The sequence below is a fragment of the Brasilonema angustatum genome, from assembly GCF_059505445.1.
In genome coordinates this window covers 34,647-58,087 of sequence record NZ_JCACKO010000159.1, presented here as the reverse complement: position 1 = coordinate 58,087, position 23,441 = coordinate 34,647, and the positions used below count along the sequence as shown (strand labels likewise).

Annotated in this window: 20 protein-coding genes; 10 read left to right on the top strand and 10 right to left on the bottom strand. The window is 43.5% G+C overall.

Going from position 1 to position 23,441, the window contains the following annotated elements; all coding sequences use genetic code 11:
• Positions 1–22 precede the first annotated feature (22 nt).
• From AC5JM2_RS35850 to AC5JM2_RS35840, 3 genes are all read left to right on the top strand, one after another.
• Positions 23–838, top strand: coding sequence for an MOSC domain-containing protein (locus AC5JM2_RS35850; protein ID WP_495840983.1), 816 nt, complete (start codon positions 23–25; stop codon positions 836–838).
• Positions 839–1,051: 213 nt separating this feature from the next.
• Entirely contained in the window at positions 1,052–1,702 is a 651-nt protein-coding gene (locus AC5JM2_RS35845) for a hypothetical protein (RefSeq protein ID WP_495840981.1), read from the top strand.
• Positions 1,703–2,533: 831 nt separating this feature from the next.
• Positions 2,534–3,169 carry a hypothetical protein gene (locus AC5JM2_RS35840; protein ID WP_495840979.1) on the top strand — a complete coding sequence of 212 codons (636 nt, stop codon included), beginning with the start codon at positions 2,534–2,536 and terminating at the stop codon, positions 3,167–3,169.
• A gap of 208 nt (positions 3,170–3,377) precedes the next feature.
• On the opposite strand, the gene ilvB is transcribed toward AC5JM2_RS35840, so the two are convergent.
• From ilvB to AC5JM2_RS35825, 3 genes are all read right to left on the bottom strand, one after another.
• A complete protein-coding gene (gene ilvB / locus AC5JM2_RS35835; protein ID WP_495840977.1) occupies positions 3,378–5,273 on the bottom strand; it encodes a biosynthetic-type acetolactate synthase large subunit in 1,896 nt (631 codons plus the stop codon).
• A 113-nt stretch (positions 5,274–5,386) separates the two neighbouring features.
• Positions 5,387–6,655 carry an MFS transporter gene (locus AC5JM2_RS35830; RefSeq protein ID WP_495840975.1) on the bottom strand — a complete coding sequence of 423 codons (1,269 nt, stop codon included), beginning with the start codon at positions 6,653–6,655 and terminating at the stop codon, positions 5,387–5,389.
• Positions 6,656–7,016: 361 nt separating this feature from the next.
• The gene (locus tag AC5JM2_RS35825; protein ID WP_495840974.1) at positions 7,017–7,589 is read right to left on the bottom strand and encodes a hypothetical protein; all 573 of its coding nucleotides are present in this window, start codon (positions 7,587–7,589) and stop codon (positions 7,017–7,019) included.
• A 474-nt stretch (positions 7,590–8,063) separates the two neighbouring features.
• On the opposite strand from AC5JM2_RS35825, the gene AC5JM2_RS35820 reads away from it, so the two are divergent.
• Entirely contained in the window at positions 8,064–9,182 is a 1,119-nt protein-coding gene (locus AC5JM2_RS35820) for a ferrochelatase (protein ID WP_495840972.1), read from the top strand.
• 68 nt (positions 9,183–9,250) lie between these two features.
• Here AC5JM2_RS35820 and AC5JM2_RS35815 read toward each other — a convergent pair whose 3' ends face one another.
• A complete protein-coding gene (locus AC5JM2_RS35815) occupies positions 9,251–9,730 on the bottom strand; it encodes a hypothetical protein (RefSeq protein WP_495840970.1) in 480 nt (159 codons plus the stop codon).
• A 616-nt stretch (positions 9,731–10,346) separates the two neighbouring features.
• Here AC5JM2_RS35815 and AC5JM2_RS35810 point away from each other — a divergent pair.
• A complete protein-coding gene (locus tag AC5JM2_RS35810) occupies positions 10,347–11,468 on the top strand; it encodes a Gfo/Idh/MocA family protein (RefSeq protein WP_495840968.1) in 1,122 nt (373 codons plus the stop codon).
• Positions 11,469–12,054: 586 nt separating this feature from the next.
• On the opposite strand, the gene AC5JM2_RS35805 is transcribed toward AC5JM2_RS35810, so the two are convergent.
• A complete protein-coding gene (locus AC5JM2_RS35805; RefSeq protein WP_495840966.1) occupies positions 12,055–12,600 on the bottom strand; it encodes an NADPH-dependent FMN reductase in 546 nt (181 codons plus the stop codon).
• A 455-nt stretch (positions 12,601–13,055) separates the two neighbouring features.
• Here AC5JM2_RS35805 and ftsH point away from each other — a divergent pair, with 455 nt between their 5' ends.
• From ftsH to AC5JM2_RS35790, 3 genes are read left to right on the top strand one after another with little or no spacing between them, the layout of a single operon-like run.
• A complete protein-coding gene (gene ftsH / locus AC5JM2_RS35800; protein WP_495840964.1) occupies positions 13,056–14,960 on the top strand; it encodes an ATP-dependent zinc metalloprotease FtsH in 1,905 nt (634 codons plus the stop codon).
• Between the two features lie 30 nt (positions 14,961–14,990).
• A complete protein-coding gene (locus AC5JM2_RS35795; RefSeq protein WP_495840962.1) occupies positions 14,991–15,212 on the top strand; it encodes a hypothetical protein in 222 nt (73 codons plus the stop codon).
• Positions 15,200–15,553 carry a XisI protein gene (locus AC5JM2_RS35790; protein WP_495840960.1) on the top strand — a complete coding sequence of 118 codons (354 nt, stop codon included), beginning with the start codon at positions 15,200–15,202 and terminating at the stop codon, positions 15,551–15,553. Before AC5JM2_RS35795 ends, AC5JM2_RS35790 begins: the two co-directional genes overlap by 13 nt.
• Positions 15,554–15,848: 295 nt before the next feature.
• On the opposite strand, the gene AC5JM2_RS35785 is transcribed toward AC5JM2_RS35790, so the two are convergent.
• Positions 15,849–16,439, bottom strand: a complete 591-nt coding sequence (locus AC5JM2_RS35785; protein ID WP_495841033.1) for a M23 family metallopeptidase — start codon at positions 16,437–16,439, stop codon at positions 15,849–15,851.
• Between the two features lie 849 nt (positions 16,440–17,288).
• On the opposite strand from AC5JM2_RS35785, the gene AC5JM2_RS35780 reads away from it, so the two are divergent.
• Positions 17,289–17,678 (top strand): hypothetical protein, encoded by a 390-nt coding sequence (locus AC5JM2_RS35780; protein ID WP_495840959.1) that lies wholly within the window; start codon positions 17,289–17,291, stop codon positions 17,676–17,678.
• A gap of 765 nt (positions 17,679–18,443) precedes the next feature.
• Entirely contained in the window at positions 18,444–18,728 is a 285-nt protein-coding gene (locus AC5JM2_RS35775) for a hypothetical protein (RefSeq protein WP_495840957.1), read from the top strand.
• On the opposite strand, the gene AC5JM2_RS35770 is transcribed toward AC5JM2_RS35775, so the two are convergent.
• The 4 genes from AC5JM2_RS35770 to AC5JM2_RS35755 form a co-directional block, all read right to left on the bottom strand.
• Positions 18,709–19,206, bottom strand: coding sequence for a hypothetical protein (locus AC5JM2_RS35770; RefSeq protein WP_495840955.1), 498 nt, complete (start codon positions 19,204–19,206; stop codon positions 18,709–18,711). The genes AC5JM2_RS35775 and AC5JM2_RS35770 overlap by 20 nt on opposite strands.
• 14 nt (positions 19,207–19,220) lie before the next feature.
• Positions 19,221–20,768, bottom strand: coding sequence for a bifunctional aminoglycoside phosphotransferase/ATP-binding protein (locus AC5JM2_RS35765; protein ID WP_495840953.1), 1,548 nt, complete (start codon positions 20,766–20,768; stop codon positions 19,221–19,223).
• Between the two features lie 117 nt (positions 20,769–20,885).
• On the bottom strand, positions 20,886–21,572 hold the full coding sequence (locus AC5JM2_RS35760) for a 50S ribosomal protein L25/general stress protein Ctc (RefSeq protein WP_495840951.1): 687 nt from the start codon (positions 21,570–21,572) through the stop codon (positions 20,886–20,888).
• A gap of 78 nt (positions 21,573–21,650) precedes the next feature.
• Complete coding sequence (locus AC5JM2_RS35755) at positions 21,651–22,994, bottom strand: adenylosuccinate synthase (protein WP_495840949.1); 1,344 nt, start codon at positions 22,992–22,994, stop codon at positions 21,651–21,653.
• Positions 22,995–23,441 lie beyond the last annotated feature (447 nt).

Sequence of the window (23,441 nt, the reverse complement as noted above, 5' to 3'; positions counted from 1 at the left end):
GCCTCGTGAAAGCAATTTTATTATGTCACCTTACCTCGAAGCGATTTCTATTTACCCAATTAAATCTCTCGACAAGATTGATCTAAATCTAGCAAGAATTCTTGAGAGTGGCGCACTTCAGCATGACAGAGAGTTTGCCTTATTTGATGAACAAGGTCATTTTGTCAATGCAAAGCGCAATGCCAAGATTCACTTGCTGCGATCAGCCTTTGATCATAACTTAAAAACACTCTCCCTACACATTCAGGGAACTGACCAAAAAGCTATTTTTCACCTTGATGATGAGCAGCCCTCTTTAGAAGCCTGGTTCAGTGATTACTTTGGTTTTCCAGTTAAGTTAATGCAAAACACAATAACTGGCTTTCCAGACGATCTTAATGCCAAAGGACCCACCGTGGTTAGTACAGCCACACTTGAAGAAGTCGCTTCCTGGTTTCCTGTAGGAAGTGTTGATGAAATGCGACTGCGTATGCGAGCGAATATAGAAATTGGTGGAGTTCCAGCGTTTTGGGAAGATCAATTATTTACTGAAGCAGGAAAGTATGTTCACTTTCAAATAGGAGAAGTCTTGTTTGAAGGAGTGAATCCTTGTCAGCGTTGCGTCGTTCCCTCGCGAGATTCTCAAACAGCAAAGGTGACAACTCATTTTCAGAAGGTGTTTGTGGCTAAGCGCAAGGATTCTCTACCATCTTGGACAACGCCAACCCGTTTCAATCATTTCTACAAGTTAAGCGTGAATACAAATATACCTGCATCAGAAGCAGGAAAAATATTACATCAAGGAGATGAGGTCAAAATTCTGAGTGTCAGCGAAAGCAACTTAAGGATAGCGGATTGAATAACATCCAAATCACTCGTTTAACCTCACCCCGCCTTTAACTATCGTTAAAGTCTCCCCTCTCCTTAATAAGGAGAGGGGTTGGGGGTGAGGTTTTGTACTTTACTAAATTTTTAAAGATTAGCAACTCATTACCCAAATTTACTCACAGCATGACAAAATCGATAGATTGACAAACTTGTATATGTAGAAATACAAAATAGAGGTTTTGGTGTGAGTACATTCTTATCTAGTGTCGCTGTCTTACTCTCGACTTTGGCTTTATTATGCAGTGGCTATACGGCTTACCAAGTTTTCACCCTACAACAGACGTTGAATGTTGCAAGTGTTGGTAATAGGAACGCCACCACTTCTACCCAAAAAACTCCCAGTTCAGAAACCAGTACTGCTCCTCCTGAAAACAAGCCTAGTTCACAGGAAACGCCTGCGTTTTCATCTTCAACCACAACAGCACAATCAACAACCTCCACTGGTAGTGCTATTAAACCTGGTGAATTTGTACAACCTTCCTTTGGAAGGAAAGCAGAAGTAGAGTTACTCTCGCTAAAGCGGATTAAAGATCCAGAAACAGGAAACCGTGATGTCGTGAATCTACAGATGCGTATCCGTCGCGTGGCTACGGATGGAATTAATCCTGGTGAATCTGTAGGAGTTTACAACACAACAGCACGTAATCCTGACACAAGCGAAACCTATAAAGGAATTAACCTCAAGCGCTCAACTGGTAGTGTTGAATTATTTTCTTTGCGTCCTCAAGCTTCAGCTGATGCTTATGTCTGGTTAAGGATTCCTGAGGGTGTTAACAGCATAGACGTTTTTGTTCCAGATACTGCGGCATTTAAAAATGTGCCGGTTTCTAATTAGTCCTGAGTCTTAAGTAATCAGTCCTGAGTTGTAAGACGTAGATACTCACAACTCAGGAATGGAAACTCAGTAGTTTTACTTCATCGAATAGCGATCTTCTCGTCCAAGTACGGGGCGGTATTAATTAGCCGCTCTAAACCGCCTCAACGCAACACTAAATAATCCTAAGTAGTGGGACTTAAACATTTTTGAGGACAAAACAAGCCTCAAACCCATGCAGGGCAAGGAAAATACACCAAATGCCCAAAAAGCCACAGAACCCAGATATATCAACAAACTAAGCCAAACGATGTCCAAGTCTTTTGGGATATGCGTTTGAGGCTATTTTACCTGTGTTTTTTGTCTAAGTCCCGGTAGGCGATCGCCCCCTTGGGGAAAATTCTACGGAAAGTCAAAAAGATACAAGGGTGAGCATTACCCACCTTAGAGAAAACCGCTGTAAGTGATGAATCCTCAGTTGTAATACTAAATCCCCTGTTAATACCCACCTACGTTGTAGAGACATTACATTTACATGCTCTACATTAAATATCTTTGAGCTCATACGCAAACTTTTACTTAGGCTATTAAGCAACAAAACGTACACTGTATACGTCATGAGAAGGGTTGTGGAGGTAACCGATTAGACAGTGAGAATTAATCGTAGGTTAGGGAGGACACTTCTGTGCGGGGTTCCGTTTCCCCCATTGTAGACGCCCGGAGGACAGCTTCCTGCAGGGTAGAAAGTGTCCGTTTGACGCAAGGAAACTCAACGTCAATCCTCAATATTTACGATCCCCATTTATGGGTACTGTACGAAGGTTATCGATATTACTCAAAGTGTAATGAACTATGTTTAATTGGTTAAAAAGAATCTTATCTGTATTCCTGATTGCTCTGATAATCACACTTCATCTGAGCTTTACTTCAGCAGCACCTGCATTTGCTTCTACTCCTTTGGACTTTATATCACCAAATTATATTAACAAGCTCCTATTCAATAAGCAGCTTGTTAAAGATGCAAAAAAGTTTCTGGAAATAACGCCGGAAACGATTTGTAGGGCTTACTCCGATAAGTTAACGGGCACTGATGATTCGACTTGGAAAGTGATTGAGAAAGGAGCAACCTCAGCCTTCACAATTACTAAGGCGGTTGCATCTGCTTCTACCGCAGGTGCGGGGGCGTTGGCTGGTTATGCCGGAACCGCATCAGCCGTTTCTCAGTTGGGATTAGGCGGTCTAACAACTGCATTAGCTGGAATGATGGGTAGTAGCGTTACGGGAGCAGCCGCAACTGCAGTTGTCACATCAGCAGTTGGAGATCCACTTGTTATGGGCGCACTTCTTGTGGGTGGTACAGGTGCTGTTGCTTTCGGCACTGATAAATTGTTGAAGTTCGGCTTTGAACATCTGGGGAACTGGGCGGAAAGCTCCTGTAGGTTGTCTACTGCTTTAAAATCACATGATGATACCAAGTTACATTCATAGAGGTAATCTTCTTTTTTCTTCCTTAGCGCTCTATGCGCTAAGGCGCACGCACTCGCGTTCGCGTCTTTGTGGTTCGTTTATGAAATTATTTCTTTGAACGCAACTTCGTATGATGTAGCAATCACTGCTCATTGAAAAGTCAAGACGTTGCAAATATTAAGGGTGAGCATTGCCCACCCTACATTATTATTCTTGAACCACAATCGCTCTACAACTTCGTACCACACTCAGGGCAGAAGTTGTTATTGGGCACGTTTTTCGCACCGCAGTTGGTACAGAAAACTGGCTCTAGCGAAGCTTTCTTTGGCTGACGTGGTAAGCCAATCATCTGAGCGTTGCTCTTTCCAGGAGCGACCATTGGGTAACAGTTTTCGTCTCTGGTCACGTGGACATTGACGATAACTGGACCGTCGTGTGCTAGTATTTCGGCGATCGCATCTTTCAACTCCTCCCGGTTTTTAATCACCATCCCCTTGATGCCATACGCCTTTGCCAGGAACTCAATGTCTGGCATTCCCACTTCCATATTCGAGGATGAATAACGCTCGCCATAGAAGGCTTGTTGCCATTGGCGCACCATTCCCTGCCAGCCGTTGTTTAGGATAACTGTCTTGACATTGATACCATATTGTGCTGCTGTTCCCAGTTCCTGTAAATTCATTTGGAAACTGGCATCACCGCTAATACAGATGACTTCTTCATTGGGCAAACCCACCTTAGCGCCGATTGCTGCGGGTAAACCGAAACCCATCGTTCCCAAACCAGCACTGGAAATCCACCGCCGTGGACCATTCTTGAGGAATTGTGCCGCCCACATTTGATGTTGACCAACATCTGTTGTGTAATAGGCGTCGGGTGCTTGGCGACCAAGTTCTACAATCACCTCTTGCGGTGAGATACTGTCAGCATGGTGTGGCACCTCCAAAGGATATTCTTCCTTCCAGCGGTTGATCAGGTTCAGCCATTCTTGGGTTTGGCTCGGTATGGTGTTGATACCTGTTTGCTGACAGCGACGTAACAAATCAGTCAGCACTTTCCGTACATCACCAACGATCGGTACATCTGGAATGCGGTTCTTACCTACCTCTGCCGGATCGATATCAATGTGAATGACCTTAGCACGGGTAGCGAATTCATCTAACTTACTTGTAACGCGGTCATCAAATCTTGCACCGACACAAATCAGCAAATCACAATCTGTGACAGCAAAGTTAGCGTAAGCGGTGCCGTGCATTCCCAACATTCCTAAAGACAGGGGATGATGTTCGTCAAAAGCACCAATACCCATCAACGTTGTGCTGACGGGGATATTAAACATTTCTGCCAGTTGTTTTACTTCTTCGTGGGCATTAGAGGCGATGGCACCTCCACCCACATACAACAACGGACGGCGACTTTCACGAATTAATTGTATTGCTGCACAAACCTGACGTGGATTACCCTTCACCGTGGGACGATACCCTGGTAACTTCACTTTTCCCGGTTCCACAGGCATATAGTCAAATTCTTCAAGCGCCACATCCTTGGGAACATCAATCAAAACTGGTCCCGGACGTCCAGTGCTGGCAATATGGAAGGCTTCAGCAACTATTCGCGCCATATCTTTGGGATCGCGCACGACATAGGAGTGCTTGACAATTGGTAGCGTGATTCCGTAAATATCAGTTTCTTGAAACGCATCGGTACCAATTACCGCCCGTGATACCTGTCCGGTGACAATAACCATCGGGATTGAGTCCATATAGGCAGTGGCGATGCCCGTCACTAAATTCGTCGCCCCAGGACCTGAAGTTCCAAAGCACACTCCTACCTTCCCCGTAGCACGGGCATAACCATCGGCGGCGTGTGCGGCACCTTGTTCGTGTCTCACCAAGATGTGCTTAATGCCATTACCAGCAGCTTCTACTTTATACAAGTCATCGTAAATCGGCAGGATTGCACCACCAGGATAACCAAAAATATACTCAACGCCGTGCCGCTTGAGACTATCAAGCAAAGCAAAACCACCTGATGCACGCCTGGGCGTCACGGCTGGCGAGATAGAAATATTGGAGATGCTCTGATTTTCTGTTTGTGGGAGACTAATTTGAGAAGGCGAACGCACAGTCAAACCTCACGCAATAGCTAAGTTAATGCTGACTTTTTGTAGTTAAAACTTCATTTTAATTGAAAAGCTTAGTACAATAGCGACGAAATTTCCTGTAAAAAATAGAAAATTCATTTTAGAAAAATATCTCGCAATACTCGACGAGTGTTTTGCCAAGCCCAAACGCCTACAGTCACTACGACAATACTCATGCTCACAAGCACAATTCGCAACCCAAGAGCATCAGTGAGTGGACCAGTGATTGCCAGTGGTGCTGAGAGGGCTATGTTCACGGCATGATTTTGAAACCCAAATACTTTACCATGCATTGTCGGTGGTGTTTGCTGTTGAATCAGAGTTTGCATTGGTACGCCAATGAAAGCAGCGCCTATACCCAACAATGCACAAAGTGCTAAAGCTAAGAGCAAGTTGTTAGTAAAACTGAACACTCCTAAAACCAGCGCCATAATTAAAAACCCAATCAGGGGTAAGGGCTTGCGCTGAACTTTTTCACCCCAGTTACCTAAAATCGCTGCTCCCAAAACCATACCTATCCCAGCGGCTGCCAAGAAAAAGCCAAATTGTTTTTCTTCTAAGCCAAACTTTTTTGCTAATCTAATAGCGAGTACTGTTAATGCTGCAAACACACAGTATAATGTCGTCAGTTGCAGCATAGCATTCAGCACAAGACGGTTTTTCTTGAGATAACGCAAACCCTCTTTAAACTCCGCCCAAGGATTGATGACTGAGTGAGTGTTGTCAACCGATACGTTGTCTCTAAAGTTAATGGGTTGCATAACGCCCGCAGACAACAGGTACAATCCTGCCACGATCAGTTCTTGACCATATCTTGGTCCTATTGAGTTTTTCGCCCAACTCAAGATTGGCTCCCCCACGGCAAAGCCAACAATTAAAGCTCCCATCATTGTGCTGCTAAACAGCGCATTGGCTGCCATCAGATTTTCTTTTTTAACCAACTGCGGAATAGCAGCTTGCTCAGCGGGTGCAAAAAACTGCGTCACAGTGGAGATGGCAAAAGCTATTATAAGCAGAATAACAAACTCTCGTGGCAAAAAAGGAATACACAGGGTTAATAGCCCGCGCAGGATATCAGAGCCAACCATAATAAGTTTTTTTGGGAAGCGGTCAACAAAGATACCACCCGCAGAACCAAACAACACTGCTGGTACTGTAAACGCCACCATCAACGTCGAGTACATTGAGTTTTGGGCTAATCCAGCAGGGGCTGGGTAGTTCTCAAGCAGAGCAATTATCAAAACAAAAAAGACTTTATCTGCTAATTGGGATACCAATTGCCCAATCCACAGCAGCATAAAACCACGGTTTTTGAGAATCGCAGTAAACCCTTTATTCACAGCAGCAGGTTCAGTTGGAAACATTAGAATCTTTTGAGATAGCGATTAGGGAACGGACGGAGTGAACGAGTAACAGAAGCAGGGGAAGCTGAGTCGCAAAGGGACAGGCTGCTTTGTATGCCTAGTGGCACGCTTTGCGTTTACGCCCAAGCCAAGTGCCGTATCTCCTCCACAAAACGCTGCTTTGTTGGCGCAAGCCTCCGGAGGACTTGGGGGCGTAAGCCGTGGCCGTACTCACTGGGCATAGGATATAGGGCTTACGAGATCTCCCTCATCTCCACGGTAGGTGCTACAACGGGGAAGATCCCCCCCAAGGGAGCACTGCCTCCTCTTTATTCCCTGATCTTCTTTTACTCACTCCTGGTTGGCAAATCTGTTTTCCGGACTAGTTATCTTCATAATGCTTTAAAAGCAAGTGCAAAAATTCAGCTGCGCTCAGACGCTGTTTCGGCGGTGATTCCCCAAAACAAGAGTCTAAACAGTAGCCCTGCACAGTTTGGGGCGATCGCCACATTTCTAAATGGTCAACAGGTGGATCTGCACAAAAGTTATTCTGCCCGCTTCCCAGCATAGAAGAACTCCAGTGGGTGAAATAATCATGACTCATCCGATGGATAGGAAAATTTCCCCACATCGGTACTCCCCATCCATCTATAGCAATAAAAGCTTTGACATAACCGCCAATTTGTTGCCATTTATGAGCAGCGAGTATTGCCCCAACAACACCAGCACTAAAGCTAATGAATACAACCGGCGATTCTATCCTATTCTGCAAGTGTTTGTGTAAAAATTGCCATAAATGAAATCCTGATAAAGCTAAACCACTCTCACCCGAAAATATCAGTACATCTACTGGCTTTTTGCTTTTGGCTTTATCTATAACTTGCTCTATCCACCCTGATACAAAAGATTGAGTTAAAACTGACTCATGAATTCCAGGGCAAATAATTATACTCATCTCTTCTTGTTTTAGCAGCTTATTCTTCAAGTCATGTATGTATGTTAGTTACATATACAACATAATTTTCCATACTTTTCCGGACACAGAACGGCTTGCAATCTTCAAAAAAGTTCAATCTGTTTGAATTCAGCAAAGTGGTGACTTGTCCTTGTAATTACCAACTCAACATATCAATTCCAGTCTATCAAGCGTCGCACAATTGCGGTAAACAAGTATATGTCAAGCCTCAAAAGTTATTTTTAGTCATTGTTGTGTTTCTATCTTAGGTAGTAAATAGAGGGTAATCATGAGAGATACGACTTATATTTCCTTTTTCATCCTATCCCCCTGGATAGGATAGAATTTTACGAGTATGGAAAACAACAAAACCCAAACAGTGCTGAACCATGAGTACCGACATTGAAGTGGAAATGATCAAAGGACTCATTGCTTAGGTACTCAGAACTTTTGAAGTTGTATTGAGGAACTATTGTGGTTGCCACACCAGAAAAACTAGATTCAACGCATGAGCGATCGCCCAGTCAACAACGAGTAGCAGTATTGCTCATGGGTTACGGTGAAGTCGAAAGCTACGAAGATTTCGCTAACTATAATGAACAAGCCTTAAATCTGCTGACAGCAAAATTTGCACCCGTCCCTACTTGGGTGTATCCTCCCTTGGCAAAGCTTTTGGCGTTATTTGACCGTCATGAGTGGGGACATCAGCACCATGATTTTATTTCCCCACACAACGCTATTTTTGAAAAACAACGCGCTGGCATTGAAAAAGACCTACAAGCCAAGTGGGGTGAAGCTGTTCAAGTTTTTAAAGCCTTCAACTTTTGCGCTCCCTTCCTACCCAAACAAGTCTTGACAGAAATCAAAAATCAAGGTTTTGACAAAATACTCATCTACCCGCTGCTTGTTGTAGATTCCATCTTCACCAGCGGTATCGCCATAGAACAAGTCAACAACGCTTTATCCGAGATAGCAGAGGGTGATGAGCATTGGGTGAAAGGACTGCGCTACATCCCCTCGTTCTATAATGAACCAGCTTACATCGACTTGATGGCGCATCTAGTCGAAGAGAAAATTACAGCTGACTTAGCCAGTGCTTACCTACCTTCTCAAATTGGCATTGTGCTGATGAACCACGGTTGTCCCCATAAAGCCAAAGGATTCACCTCTGGAATTACCGAAAGTCAAATACTCTACGACTTAGTTCGCGACAAGTTAATCCACCGCTACCCTCTGATTTCTGTCGGATGGCTCAACCATGACACACCCTTAATTGAATGGACGCTGCCAAATGCTCAACAAGCAGCGAAAAACCTGATTCAATTAGGTGCCAAAGCAATTGTATTTATGCCGATTGGTTTTGCGACAGAAAACCATGAAACTCTACTGGATGTACACCACATCATTCATGCCTTAGAGAAAAAGCATTCTGATGTAAACTACGTGCAGATGCCTTGCGTTAACGACGATCCTGAGTTCTTATACATGGCAGCCCAGTGGGCAAATGCTCATATTAACGAGTTGTTGTCAGAAGAAACTGTGGCAATTAATCCGCAGTTAGCCGTTGCACATCATCATCACCATCATCATTAAGGTGTAGGGTGGGCAACATGTTGCCCACCCTACTGCTGCTCTTTGCGCGAATGACATTTTAAGTTTAATTAGGTTGAGCTACTTCTCTTTGTTGAAAAACCTAACTGTTGCTGAATTTTGACTGTATCCTCATATAAGTCTGTAACTCTAGAATCAGAACTAGGACAACTAATATCAGGAGACGTTTGTTCTTTATACTTCACTTTAGTCGTTGTACCGAACGACGCGCTTTTCACACAAGGGGTAAATGGTACATTTTCTAATGGCTGGGCAGTTTTTATATCCTCAAAAAATCTCTTACTTAGCCCAGATGAAACTTCACCCTTCCCCGTTTTGTTGCAAACAGTGTAAGTTGCTGCTCCACCAGGTAAAACAGAAATTGTGTAAGGGCAGGTATTCGTAGAGCCAGAATTTTCGATAACCGCCTTACTTCCACTAACTTCAGAGTTTTCAGTTTGTGCCAAAATTTTCCCTGACGTAAAACTCAAGACGATACTTAGCAAAACTGATCCTAGAATAATCCCGTAGAAACTAAAAGCTTTTTTCATTCTTACAAATAAAATATAAGTGTTTAATGATCAAACTTATATATAGGAATCCGGTTTGGTTTCTGTTCGCACTTCGTGGCGTATCTCCTACACCAGACGCGCTCGATAGCGGTGCTAGCCGTGACAGCACCCGCTAGCCACACGAACTCGTTGAGGTAAGGAACGCTTAACATAAACTGTACTGAATTACCTTCAAAAATTAAGTAGAAATCCTATAGTCAAACATTATATCTTATGTTGTTTTTTATTTGTAAGTAGATCAATATAAAAAAACATAAAACTACGATTCTTGCAATTGCTACTTTATGGCTGACGCCACGCCTTACGGCTATCGGGAAGCCTCCTCTGGGGTCTACGCTCCCCCTTTGGGGATGACCTATGCCCTGCTTAGAAAAAATCTGCTACCTCTGTGTCGCTAGAAGGATGGAGCAAAAATCATTAATTTCTATCCTCAAAGTCATAGAGAACAGGTTGGATTGCAGGACAAATAATTCAAGATTGTTGAAAAAATAAGAGGTGTAAGGATGCACAGGCGCACTTCCTTGCACTGTACAAAAGTAAAGGGAATTCAGATCCCTACACTCTAGAAAAAATAACTACATTAGGAGGTTGATAAATGACAGTGACAAACGGCAAGAGTAAAATTCGCTACGCGGTTGTAGGACTGGGTTGGATTGCCCAAGAAGACGTCTTACCTGCTTTTGCTCACACCGAAAATTCACAACTGGTTGCCTTGTTTTCAGGAGATCCAATCAAGCGTCAAAAACTCGGCAAGCATTATGGAGTAAAAACTTACTCTTACGAAGAGTATGACAACTACCTTAAAAGTGGTGAAATAGATGCAGTTTACATCGCCTTGCCTAACCATCTCCACTGTGATTATACTGTGCGGGCGGCAAAAGCTGGTGTTCATGTGCTTTGTGAAAAGCCAATGGCTGTGACAGAACAAGAGTGTGAGGAGATGATTCGCGCTTGCCTTGAAAACAAGGTAAAACTAATGATTGCCTACCGTCTGCATTTTGATAAAGCAAACATGCTGGCAGTAGAAATTGTTAATTCAGGCAAAATTGGTAACCCCCGCATCTTTAACTCCGTATTTTCTCAACAGGTTGTTGGAGATAACGTGCGGTTAAAAGAACCAATCTCCAATGGTGGTGGTTCTGTTTACGACATGGGGACATACTGCATCAATGCTGCCCGCTATCTATTTCAAGATGAACCCACTGAAGTTGTTGCCCTAAGCGCAAGCATTGGAGAAAAGCGTTTTGAGAAAGCTGAGGAAATGACCAGCGCCCTAGTGCGTTTTCCTGGAGAGAGACTGGCAATATTTATCTCTAGCTTTGGCGGGGCACCAGTTTCTACTTTTCAGGTTGTAGGTACAAAAGGCGACTTGCGGATGGATTCTGCATACTCTTATCAAGGCGAATTGAAGCAACAAATTACCATCAATGATGAAACGCAGGAACAATCTTTTCCTGCTGGAGACCAGTTTGCAGCAGAAATTATTTACTTTTCAGATTGCGTGATCAAAGATAAAGATCCAGAACCTTCTGGAGAAGAAGGGTTAGCTGATGTTCGCATTATTCGTGCAATCAACCAATCAGCACAAACAGGTCAGCCTGTGCAATTGGGTGAATTCAAGCGACAACACAGACCAAACTCAGACCAAGTCATTCAGTGTTCAGAGAGTGAACACCCAGAATTTGTTAACGCAGCAGATCCCTCAGGTCAGTCATAAATAGTTCAAAAAGTTGACCAAGACCAGGGCGTACTTTTGTACGTATGGTAAATCTGACTAAATGTATAAAAAAGAGTGAATATCTAACGAATAAATTCAGTGCTTGGTGACGCTATCACCACTCAAAAATCCAAATATTCCACACAATCGTCACCTCACCCTTGCTTGGTGAGACCAGCGCTCTTTGGAGGGCTTCGGCCGTGAGCGCTCAGTCGAACGGTTTCTAACGCTCTTATCCTGCGACGGGAAACCCGTCTATGTCCTGCGGACACGCTAGCCCCCATAGCGGAAGCGTGCCGTTAGGCATAGGGTTAACAAGGCTTGTAGTTAACTCATCCCCCGGCTATGAAATTTTCACTCCGTTTAATTTCATAAAAAGCCGGGGGGAAATCGAACTCATTAGTCCTTAGTCGCGAGTCTTAGTAGTTTTAGTTCCTAAGAGGAACCGCTGCGCTACATGATTTTTCGTATTTAATCATACTAATGACTAATGACCAATAACTAATGACTAAGGCGACAAGGCGACAATTCCTCCCCACTCTAGAACGAACGGGGCAACCGAAGTCGCCTTCTGGTGAAAAATAAGCTAATTAACACCTCGTAACTTCCGTGTGTTCTCAACCAAACTCTGGGCAAATTGGTCTAACCTTTGGGAAAGTTTTTCGTCTACAAGTTTACCTTCAGGACTAAATGCTTTCCAGGCTTGCCCAATTGCTACCTGTTCAGGGATAGACCATGCGTGCACCCATCTAAGGATGACTCTCAAATCATTGAGTGCATTGTTATTAGATTGACCACCCAAAATGCTGATAAATCCTGCGACTTTATTTGCTAAATGGTCAAAGCTCATTAAATCAAGAGCATTTTTCAGGACACCGCTTACACTACCGTGATATTCAGGTGTAACCAAAATTAAACCATCAGCACGTGTAAAAGCATCTTGTAGCCTTTTCACATCTGGGTAATCTGGATAATCGTCCCCTCCATCACAAAATGGTAGGTTCATTTTGCGCAAATCAAGAACTTCTACTTCTGCACCTAGTTCCTGTGTTTTTTGCGCTGCTAATTCTAAAGCTAATTGGCTATAAGAATCTGGTCGTAAGCTACCAGCAATGCCTACTATCCTTACCATAACTGAATCCTCAAATTGTGTTTTAATTTACAAATTTTGTCTGGGTGTATATTGACATTCAAACACTGATTAGTTTGCAAAATGTAATCATTACGAGTATGATTTTATTATAACGATTTGTGACGTAATATGCCAAATTCCAATAGGCAGACAATTCCATGCTAAAGAACCAGAAAATAATAAAGATAAAATCTAAACCTAAAAGTACTACTTCAAAAGGCTTTAGAACAAAGAGTCTAACCTGTAAGGAAACAACGAGCATCTAATTAGGCGTCTAACATAGAGAAACATCCATAAACAGACGCAGTTATGGGTGTTGCAAGGAAAAACTTATTGTTTGCTTTTTTTGGAAGCTACACTAGAAAATTAGACACCCCTGATATCTACTCTTGGTAGAGGAAAAGGCATAAAAACGAGTGCTCGAAATTAAGAGCAGCAAGCAAAGGGTAATTATTATGAAAAATTTTGAGAAAAAGACATCGAGAAAACAGCAGCCTGCAAAGCATACAGCCTTGACTGGAGCGCTAGCAGCCGGTTTAATCATGTTGCCAGGAATCTTAGGGGGGACTCCTGCGTTAGCACAAAAAGCAGAGCAAGAGTCTCTATCTTATGGTAAATTAATTGAGAAAATAGATAATAAAGAAGTCAAAAGAGTAGAGCTTGACGAAACTGACCAGCTAGCAAGGGTTTATCTCAACGGACAAAAGCAAGGTGACCAACCGATACAGGTGCGGCTTTTAGAACAAAATAGCGAGCTAATTAACAAACTAAGAGAAAAGAACGTTGACTTTGGCGAAGCTCCCTCTGCCAATAGTAAAGCGGCTGTAGGACTTTTGATCAACCTCATGTGGATCTTACCACTAGTTGCTTTAATGTTATTGTTCCTTCGCCGCTCTAGTAATGCCTCTAGCCAAGCAATGAACTTTGGTAAAACCAGAGCTCGTTTCCAGATGGAGGCAAAGACTGGAATCAAATTTGACGATGTTGCAGGTATTGAAGAAGCCAAGGAAGAACTGCAAGAAGTCGTGACTTTCCTCAAACAACCAGAAAAATTCACTGCTGTGGGCGCACGCATTCCCAAAGGAGTGCTGTTAGTGGGACCTCCGGGAACAGGTAAAACACTGCTTGCAAAAGCGATCGCCGGTGAAGCAGGCGTACCGTTCTTCAGTATTTCCGGCTCAGAGTTTGTAGAAATGTTTGTGGGTGTGGGCGCATCCCGTGTGCGTGATTTATTCAAAAAAGCAAAAGAAAATGCTCCCTGTCTGATATTTATCGATGAAATCGACGCTGTAGGACGGCAAAGAGGTGCAGGTATCGGTGGTGGAAATGATGAACGGGAACAAACCCTCAATCAACTGCTCACCGAAATGGATGGTTTTGAAGGTAACACTGGTATTATTATAATCGCCGCTACCAACCGTCCAGATGTCCTAGATACCGCATTGCTTCGACCCGGACGATTTGACCGACAAGTGATTGTAGATGCACCAGACCGCAAAGGTCGTCTGGAAATTTTAAAAGTCCATGCCCGTAATAAGAAAGTTGACCCATCCGTTTCCTTGGAAATTATTGCGCGCCGCACCCCTGGTTTTACAGGAGCAGATTTAGCAAACTTACTCAATGAAGCAGCAATTCTGACAGCACGTAGACGTAAAGATGGTATCACACCGTTAGAAATTGACGATGCTATTGACAGATTGACAATTGGGTTGACCCTTAACCCACTACTCGATAGCAAGAAAAAGCGGTTGATTGCCTATCATGAAATTGGACACGCTTTATTGTCTACACTTCTGGAAAATGCTGATCCTTTAAATAAGGTGACAATTATTCCCCGTTCTGGTGGAGTGGGTGGTTTTTCTCAGCAAATTCTCAACGAAGAAATGATTGACAGTGGGCTTTATACTAAAGCTTGGCTGCACGATAACATCATCATGACTTTAGGAGGAAAGGCAGCAGAAATAGAGGTATTTGGCGAAGCTGAAGTCACAGGCGGGGCTAGCAACGACCTAAAAGTTGTGACAAACCTTGCTCGTAAGATGGTGACTATGTATGGTATGTCTGAGCTAGGGTTAGTAGCTCTGGAAAATCAGAGTAGTGATGTTTTTCTTGGCCGAGATTGGATGAATCGCTCTGAATATTCAGAAGAAATGGCGACTAAGATTGACCGACAAGTGCGAGAAATGGCAGTTGCTTGCTATAGAAAAGCTCGTCAAATTATTCGTGAAAATAGAGCTTTGCTAGATCGCCTTGTGGATTTGCTTGTGGAACAGGAAACAATAGAGGGCGAGCAATTTCGTAAGATTGTCTCTGAATATACTCAACTGCCAAAGAAGCAGCAATTAGTTGTATCTGGTTAAATGAAGTCTTGAGTTCTAAATAGACGTCTGGTGGAAAACAATGTAGAGACCGTACAGTACAGTCTCTACAATGATTTGACGGGAGCATCCCAATTTTGCAAAAACACCGTAGGGGGAGCATCTTGCTCCCTACTTTATTACCAAAGCGGGCAAGATGCCCGCACTACACATCAACTCATTACCCGCCAAAACAATCTGCAATTAATTATTGTAGATATCCAACAGGAGCAAATCGTGCAATGGATATATTAAGCCAGTATCGCAGTATTATCCAAGAAACCATTAAAAAATACTATGATTTGACCAATTCTCAACCCGTTAACACTACAGAAAGTAAAATTAGTGATCGCCTGATTTTAGATGAACAACGCCACCAATACCTGTGGCTGCGTTGCGGCTGGGATGACAAAAAACGAGTGCAGCACATTATCTTATACCTCCAGATTCAAAACGGTAAAATCTGGGTGGAAGAAGACAACACCGATTTGGGGATTGTTGATGACTTATTGGCAGCAGGCATCCCCAAAACCGATATTATTTTGGGTTTCCATCACCCTAGTAAAAGGGCATTAACTGAGTTTGCGATCGTATAGCTATCGCAAACTCTATTACAACTTGACGTACTGAGTTAAAAACCGGGTTTCTTGAGAATACCTGCTCGTATAAACCTTAATTTATGGTTCAGAAACCCGGTTTTTTGGGTCTTGTTGAGAATGGTGAGCCAGCGCGGTCTTGGGGGTTTCCCCCATGAGCGACTGGTGAGACAGCGCTGCAGGAGGGTCTCCCTCCGTAGGCGACTGCGAACCCGAAGGGCGAACCCGGAGGGTGCAAGATACCAGTATAGTTATCAGTAGCCTGTTCACTGACAACCAATAACTGTTCACTAAATTAATATCCTGAGTCTCCTACAGCTTTTGATTCCTGAATGATGACTTGTGACTGTTGAGAAGTCCAACCCTGCGATGAACTCCTAGCAATTTGCTGCTGGGAGAACATTTCTCGAAGAACCATTGCTGGATCGACATATTGTTTAGCATACTTGAGTCCCCAATGAACGTGAGGACCTGTGGTTCGTCCAGTCATTCCTACTCGACCAATTCTCATACCGGCGCTTAGTTGCTGACCTTCCGCAATTTGAATTCCACCTGTTCTATCTACTAAATAACGGCGATTATCTACAGTTTCAACTTGTCCTTCCATATGACAGTAGGTGTGTTCCCATTCGCCAGATTGAATGACTATATGAGTTCCGCAAGCATCGCGATCGCCAACCTTAATCACCGTACCTGTCCACCAATTGCGAATGTAACTCCCTTGTGGCGCGGCGATATCTAAGCCACTGTGAAATTCTGAATTAGAACCGCCAGTTGCAGAACGACGGTAGCCAAACGCAGATGTGTATCCCTGAAAATTTTCTACTGGAAAAGACGCTGCTAACCAATTGTTAGCTCTTGCGATCTTCTTGGAGTTCAATTCCACAGGTGGTTTTGTCTTGGGCGTCTGAGAATGTTCTACGGTAATTGAGGCTGCTAACCAATTGTTAGCTCTTGCGATCTTCTTGGAGTTCAATTCCACAGATGGTTTTGTCTTGGGCGTCTGAAAATTTTCGACGGCAATTGAGGCTGCTAACCGATTTTTGACTGTTGTTATCTGCTTGGAGTTCAATTCTACAGCTTCTACTGAGTTTAATTTTGTCAATAGAGTGATAAAGCTAACAACACCTAATCCTAGTATAGATAGGCTGACTACGGAAAGTGCTACTGTTTGTTGCCACTTACTCATTTTTTAATCCTCTAGCTCTTACTACATATCCGTAAATTGATGTACATTTCAGCCAGATCAAAGATTGAAATTTCGATTAGGAATTGACATTTGCTTTGGAGTGCATTCACCCTGTGCAGCACGACGAGAAAAAGTGTATATTTTTTACAGATTCATCGCAATATATTTACCTTGAAAATGTTGCTCTGTCAAGTCATTTTCAAAAATAGTATTTTTTCAGGTATCAAAATTACCTGATTTCTTTGATAATCAAAAACATAAAATATTTTTTAATTTCATTAGCATTTAGATACCTTTGAGCAGTTATGATTTGTTGATAGTTCAGTGCTCAAGTAGCTAGTTATCATCAACCAGAAAATAAAAGTATTGATAATGACATTTTTTATTACGTATATACTGAGGCAAAAAGATGTCAACTTATCCACAATGAAATGTCATAGCGAAAAAGTTGCAAAGAAAATGCTGTTAAGTTTATCGTTATTATTATTGGTTTAGCTTATTGACTTAGCTTTCCAAACGCACCCTCCACAAGACCTCCATCAAGCCATGCTGACTGAAATATTGCCTTTGGGCTTTGAGTTAGACACAATCGCGATCGCCGGAGCAACTTTGTGGTCTTTGGCGCTGTATCTTGGTTTTTCCCCAGTCAGGGAATGGGTGATACTGCAATTGAACCGTTGGTTTAACTTTGCTGAGCGATCGCTCTACATCAGTCAATCAGAATTTGAAAAAACAAGAAAGGCAAGAGAATCACAAAATGCTTTTTACGCTTCAGTTTTCAGTATCCTGCCCTTTCTTATCATTGGTGCCCTACTGAATTGGGCAGTGGGAATTAGTTTAGGTTCTAGCTGGGCAATTAGCATGGGGATACTTGCTTGTATGGGTTGTGGCGTGTATGAATTAGGGCGAAGGGATGGAGAGTCTTCTGGGAAATAGCCAGGACTTACGCAACGAGATCCAGCAGTTTGGGAGGGTGTAAGTGTGTAAGGGTTTGAACACCTACACCTGTGGCGCTTCATTTTCCTGGACAAAATTGGACAACCTATTGCCTAACGGCAACGCTACGCTAAGGCGAAAAAGGCGGTTTTATCTGTTAACAAGTAGGAATAATTGAGAATCACCGCCTTTTTCGCCCCCTCCACAGATACTTGTGGAGGCAAGCCTACGGCACGCTAGCCCCGATAGCCCAAGCGTGCCGTTAGGCATAGGGGGCGCTGCGCAAACGCTAACACGAGTACTCGTGGGGGAAGGTTGTCCAATTTTGTCTAAGTTTCCCCAAGCCCCTTACACCCGCACCCGTTGCGGCATTGACACACGTATTCCTACTCATCAACCAATACAGTTCAGTTAAGGAAATTAATCTGTTTCGGCAGGCAGAGGGGCAGAGGGGCACAGGGGCAGGGGGGAAGAAGAGTTAACGCCCATTGACTCTTTTCTCCTCTGCTCCCACTAGCGAACCATCCCCTCTGCTGTCTCTACGAATAAACGTCTTAACTGAACGGTATTGACTCATCAACGAGCATGGATAATGGGCTAATATTAAAAGATTGACAAATCTATGAAAGTATGTATAAAAAGTAAAATCAACAAAATAAAATTTTATAATGTATAAATAAAACCAAAGTTAACTTATGCAGGAATCAGGTGCAAAGTTAACAATTGCTTCCATAGTATAAAATTGTGATTTATTCAGGCAAAAACATGCCAACAAACCTCATAGTTCTCATTGGTGCACTGTTTGTCGCGTATATAGTCTTCCGGGCTTTGCTTAGTTTATTGCAAACAGCGATCAGTACGGCGATCGCCATTTTAGTTATCGTCGTTATCTTGATGTTTTTTGGTTTCAGTCCTCAAGATCTGATGCGAGAGATCAGCAACTTACCTCAAATTCTGAGCCAATTCATCAAAGAAATCAAGAAAATACTTGGCTTGTCAGCAATCCCGACTTACAGTCGGGAGTTTCTGACTATCTTCGCCAAAAGTTGAAATTAAAACTTCCAGGACGACGACGGTAACGTCGAGTGGTTTTCCTAACTTGGCGTCTGCTTGATTTTTCACTACTTACTTCAGCTTCGTCAGTTTGTTCTAGATCTTCTTGTGGTAGTTGAGTTCTTGATTCTTCCTTACTTTGCCACCAAGCAATCGTCCAGCCGCCGCCTATACCGGCGATCGCACCCAAGAAAATACTCATTGGTGGTTGATACCCTGCGAACACAAAGCCAAGTAAGAAAAATAACCAATACTTCAAGCCCGCGTCAACGCCCTCAGAGGTCGCTACTGTAGATGACTGGGGTCCACTTTTGGTTGATGCTGTCACCCAGCCCAAGGCGAAACCACCCAATACACCCAGAAAAATACTGAGGGCGGGGTCATAACCTGTACTCAAAAATACAAGTGTAAAAAATAACCCTAATAAGATTTGAGTGACGAAGTTTGGCGAAAAGTTGAGTTTTGGTGGTGCCATAAGATGTAGCCTACCTATTGGCGAATGACATTCTTTAATTGTGCCTCTATTGGTTGAGTTGTATCCACAATTTTAGCCAGTGGTTTTTCTTTTTCTGTCAAGGGTTCAGCTTGCTGAAGTTGAGACGCTAATAAATCAGCAGTTGCATCAGCAATATCACTAGTACGGTTATTCAGTCGTTGTTCCAAAACGGATGGTGGTGCTATGCAAGAGATAATTTCCAGGGGAAGTTGATGCGGGACAGTAGCGGCGATCGCCTGTTCACGTAATTGCTGTTTGTCATACTTGGCATCCAAAATCACCACATAACCTTCTTTTGCCAACAAAACTCCTAACTCCAACAGCCGCGCGTAAGTTTTCTCAGTCATCGCGGGTGTGTACAAATCATCACCACCGCGTTCCATCAACGGAATTCCCGCCAAATGTTTTCGCACTGCATCCGAACGAACGTGAATCGCCCCCAATTGACGAGCTAAATATCGCGCTGTTGTACTTTTACCTGAACCCGACAAACCCGACATCAAAATCAGTCGCCCCTGACGTGGTTTTGTGTACTCACTCGCCAGCTTGTAATAATTAGCTGCTTTTTTTGTCGCCTCTTCCTTAACAGAAGTAGGTACACTTGGATCATCTAATAAGAATGAAGTCACCTTTGCCCGAACATAAGATTGACGGCTTAAGTAAATGGGCAACACCTGCAAACCTTCCCAATCGCCAGTCACCTCAAGGTAAGTATTTAAATAAGCATTACTCAAATCTGGGCGTTGCTGACCTTCCAAATCCATCACAGCATAAGCAACGTCAAACATCACATCGACAAAGCGAAACGGCTCATTAAACTCGATGCAGTCAAACAGCCAAATTTTATCACGCCACAAACAAATATTGCCTAAGTGCAAATCCCCGTGACATTCTCGGATGTAGTTGTTTTTTATTCTGCTCTTAAAGAGTTCGCCACGTTCAGCAAAAAATTTCTCTGTATCTTGCTTTGTTTCCTCAAACTGCTGCTGTGTCTGGGGACCACCAATATATTTTTCTGTTTGCTCGTAATTCTCGTCAAACGCAGCTCGAACTTGCTGCACCTCACCAAAAGAGCGAATGTAATCATTCGTTACAGTTTTGGTGTCATGATATTCAGCGACGACTCGTCCTAACTCTTGTACAAGTTCTTCATCTAAGTGATTCTGCTCAAACATTTTGCTAAACAGCGTCTCCTGAGGGAACTGGAGCATTTTCAGCACATATTCCACAGGTTCTCCCGTTCCTCCAAGTTGGTACTTTTCCCCTACTTGAGTCACCGGGAACACCTCCAAATAAAGTTCCGCAGCACCCCGCTGATTTAAACGCAACTCCTCCTGACAAAAATGTTCCCGCTTCTCTAAAGTTGAATAATCCAAAAAGCCAAAATTCATCGGCTTTTTCACTTTGTATGCATAATCTCCAGTCAACAGCACATAAGAAATATGCGTCTGAACCAATTCAATTGGTTCCTTCACCTGATGCGGATAAAACTCAGGCTGCAACATTTGCTGAATCAAAGGGGGAATAGAAGCTTCTGTCATTTTCTCTTAGCGTCCTTGGCGTCTAAGCGCTATGCGCACGCTGCGCTAACGCGGTTAAAATTAAGATACAAAAAAACCAGAGGTAAACCCCTGGTGTTCTTCGTAACTATATCAAATTTAGGCTTGTTCTGATGTCGCCGATTCTGACTGTTCCTCAGTCTCAGCTTCACCCTCACCCTCAGTCTCAGTCTCAGCCGCCTCAGCCGCCGCAGCCTCAGCCTCAGCCTCATCCTCAGCCTTAGCATCAACTTGTGGGGGTAAGATTGTAGCGATAATCTGCTCAGAATCACCCAGATATGTCACATTTGCAGGCAAATTGAGTGCGTCAACAGACAAACTATCTCCGACGTGCAGGTTGGAGACATCAACCGAAATCGCTTCCGGGATATTTTCCGGTGCACAACGCAGCGACACGACTGTAATTGGTGTATCCAATACACCGTTTTCTTGCTTCACACCGACTGGTTCTCCGACAAAAAGCACAGGTACTTCCACATCTGTGTCACCATGACCTGCAACGGCAAAAAAGCTCAGGTGGTAAGTTGTACGTTTTGCAGGATGAGATTGAACTTCCCGTAGCAAGGTTTTTCCCCGCCAAGGAATATCAGTAACATTAAGGTCAATCAAAGTATTATTAACCGAAGCTTTGATAAGCAGGCGTTCAACAACCTTAGCATCAAGGACGAGAGAAATCGCTTCGGTACCTTTATGACCGTACAAATGCGCGGGGATTTTTCCAGAACGGCGCAAAGCATTGGGCTTAGTGCCTTCTGGTCGCTTCTGACAATCGACTGTTAGCTGCATTTTCTGATTTTAGATTTTAGATTTGAGATTTTGATAGTATCACTTAGTACGGGCACAAGGCATTGGGCGGTATTCGCTCTAAGCACTCAGCAACGAAGCAGGTGTACCATCCTGGTGCAATAAACCACGTTTTGGACCGTGGATGGGGTCTTCTACAATGATAGTTTGGTCGCGGCTAGCTCCTAGGGAGACAATTGCGATCGGCACTTCTGTCAATTCTGCCAAAAATTTTAAATAGTCTAGCGCTTGCTTGGGCAAGTCTTCTAAAGTACGGCAATCATTGGTTGAAGTTTGCCATCCTGGCATGGTTTTGTAGATAGGGCGACACCGCGCAAATTTACGGGCATTGCTAGGAAAGTGTTCGCTGCGTTCCCCATCGATTTCATAGGCAACACAAACTTGAATTTCCTCCAATTCGTCGAGGACATCGAGTTTAGTAATTGCTAAACAATCCATACCGTTGATCCGGACAGCATAGCGACCGATAACTGCATCAAACCAACCACAACGCCGCCTACGTCCAGTCGTTGTACCAAATTCAGCACCGCGCGTGCATAACACTTCTCCCATTTCCCCACCTATTTCTGTGGGGAAAGGTCCCTCGCCTACCCGAGTGGTGTAAGCTTTTGCTATGCCAATCACTCGGTCTATCATTGTCGGTCCTAACCCTGTACCAACACAAGCCCCCCCCGCCACTGGGTTAGAAGAGGTGACATACGGGTACGTTCCATGATCCAAGTCGAGGAGGGTACCTTGCGCCCCTTCAAACAAAATGTTGCGCCGCCTCTGAATTGCATCGTATATTTTTAAGGACGTATCAACAACGTACGGTCGCAGGCGTTCTGCATACCCCAAGTACTCGTCAATCACTTGTTTGGGGTCTAATAGTGGCAAGTTGTAAAGTTTTTCTAAAATGACGTTTTTATAATTGATTGTCCACTCCAACTGTTCACGCAGTCCCTCAGGGTTCATCAAATCTAATACCCTGATACCAGTCCGCTCTGATTTGTCAGCATAGGTTGGACCAATTCCACGACCAGTTGTGCCAATTTTATAACTTCCTCTTCGCTCCTCCGATGCCTGGTCAATCAATCGGTGATAAGGCATCGTAACATGAGCCGTCTCAGAAATGAGCAGATTACGAGTGGAAATACCAAGTGCTTCTAATTGGTCAAGTTCTTTTATCAAAACTTGTGGATCTATGACTGTCCCACAGCCGATCATGCACTCGGTATTTGGATACAAAATACCAGAGGGAATCAAGTGCAGCTTGAAGGTTTGACCGTTGACTACAATTGTGTGTCCAGCATTGACGCCCCCTTGGTAACGTACAACAACATCTGCGGAGCGGCTGAGTAAGTCTGTTATTTTACCTTTTCCTTCGTCGCCCCACTGGGCACCTATAACAATTACGTTAGCCAAGTGTTTATTAAAATGCTAAAGTTTGCACAAAAAACTAATATTAGCAATTTTTATGCACTTGGTCAAGGTGTCAAGAACTAGGGGTGTAAGGGTGTAAGGGTGTAAGGGAAATAAAATAATTTGCCATTAAGCTGCCGCACTTTAACGCATTTCGACGGAATTCCTTATCCCTGAGTGCGGTGGGCGAGGTTGCGCGGTCAATCAAGGGGACTCAATGTCCCTTTGATTGACAGTCTACGAACAAGTTCTCTCAACACTTCTGTTGCTGCTTGAGCGCCCAAAATACTATAAAACGATCGCACAAAACAACAAACAAGATCAAAATTTTTTTTTACGCGTTTTAACCTACACACCACAAAACGGCGTCTAACACTTCACAACGTACTTTCAGCCTATCTTGCACTTCATGTCAGCTTCGCCACATCTACCCCTATTGGTATAACTAAT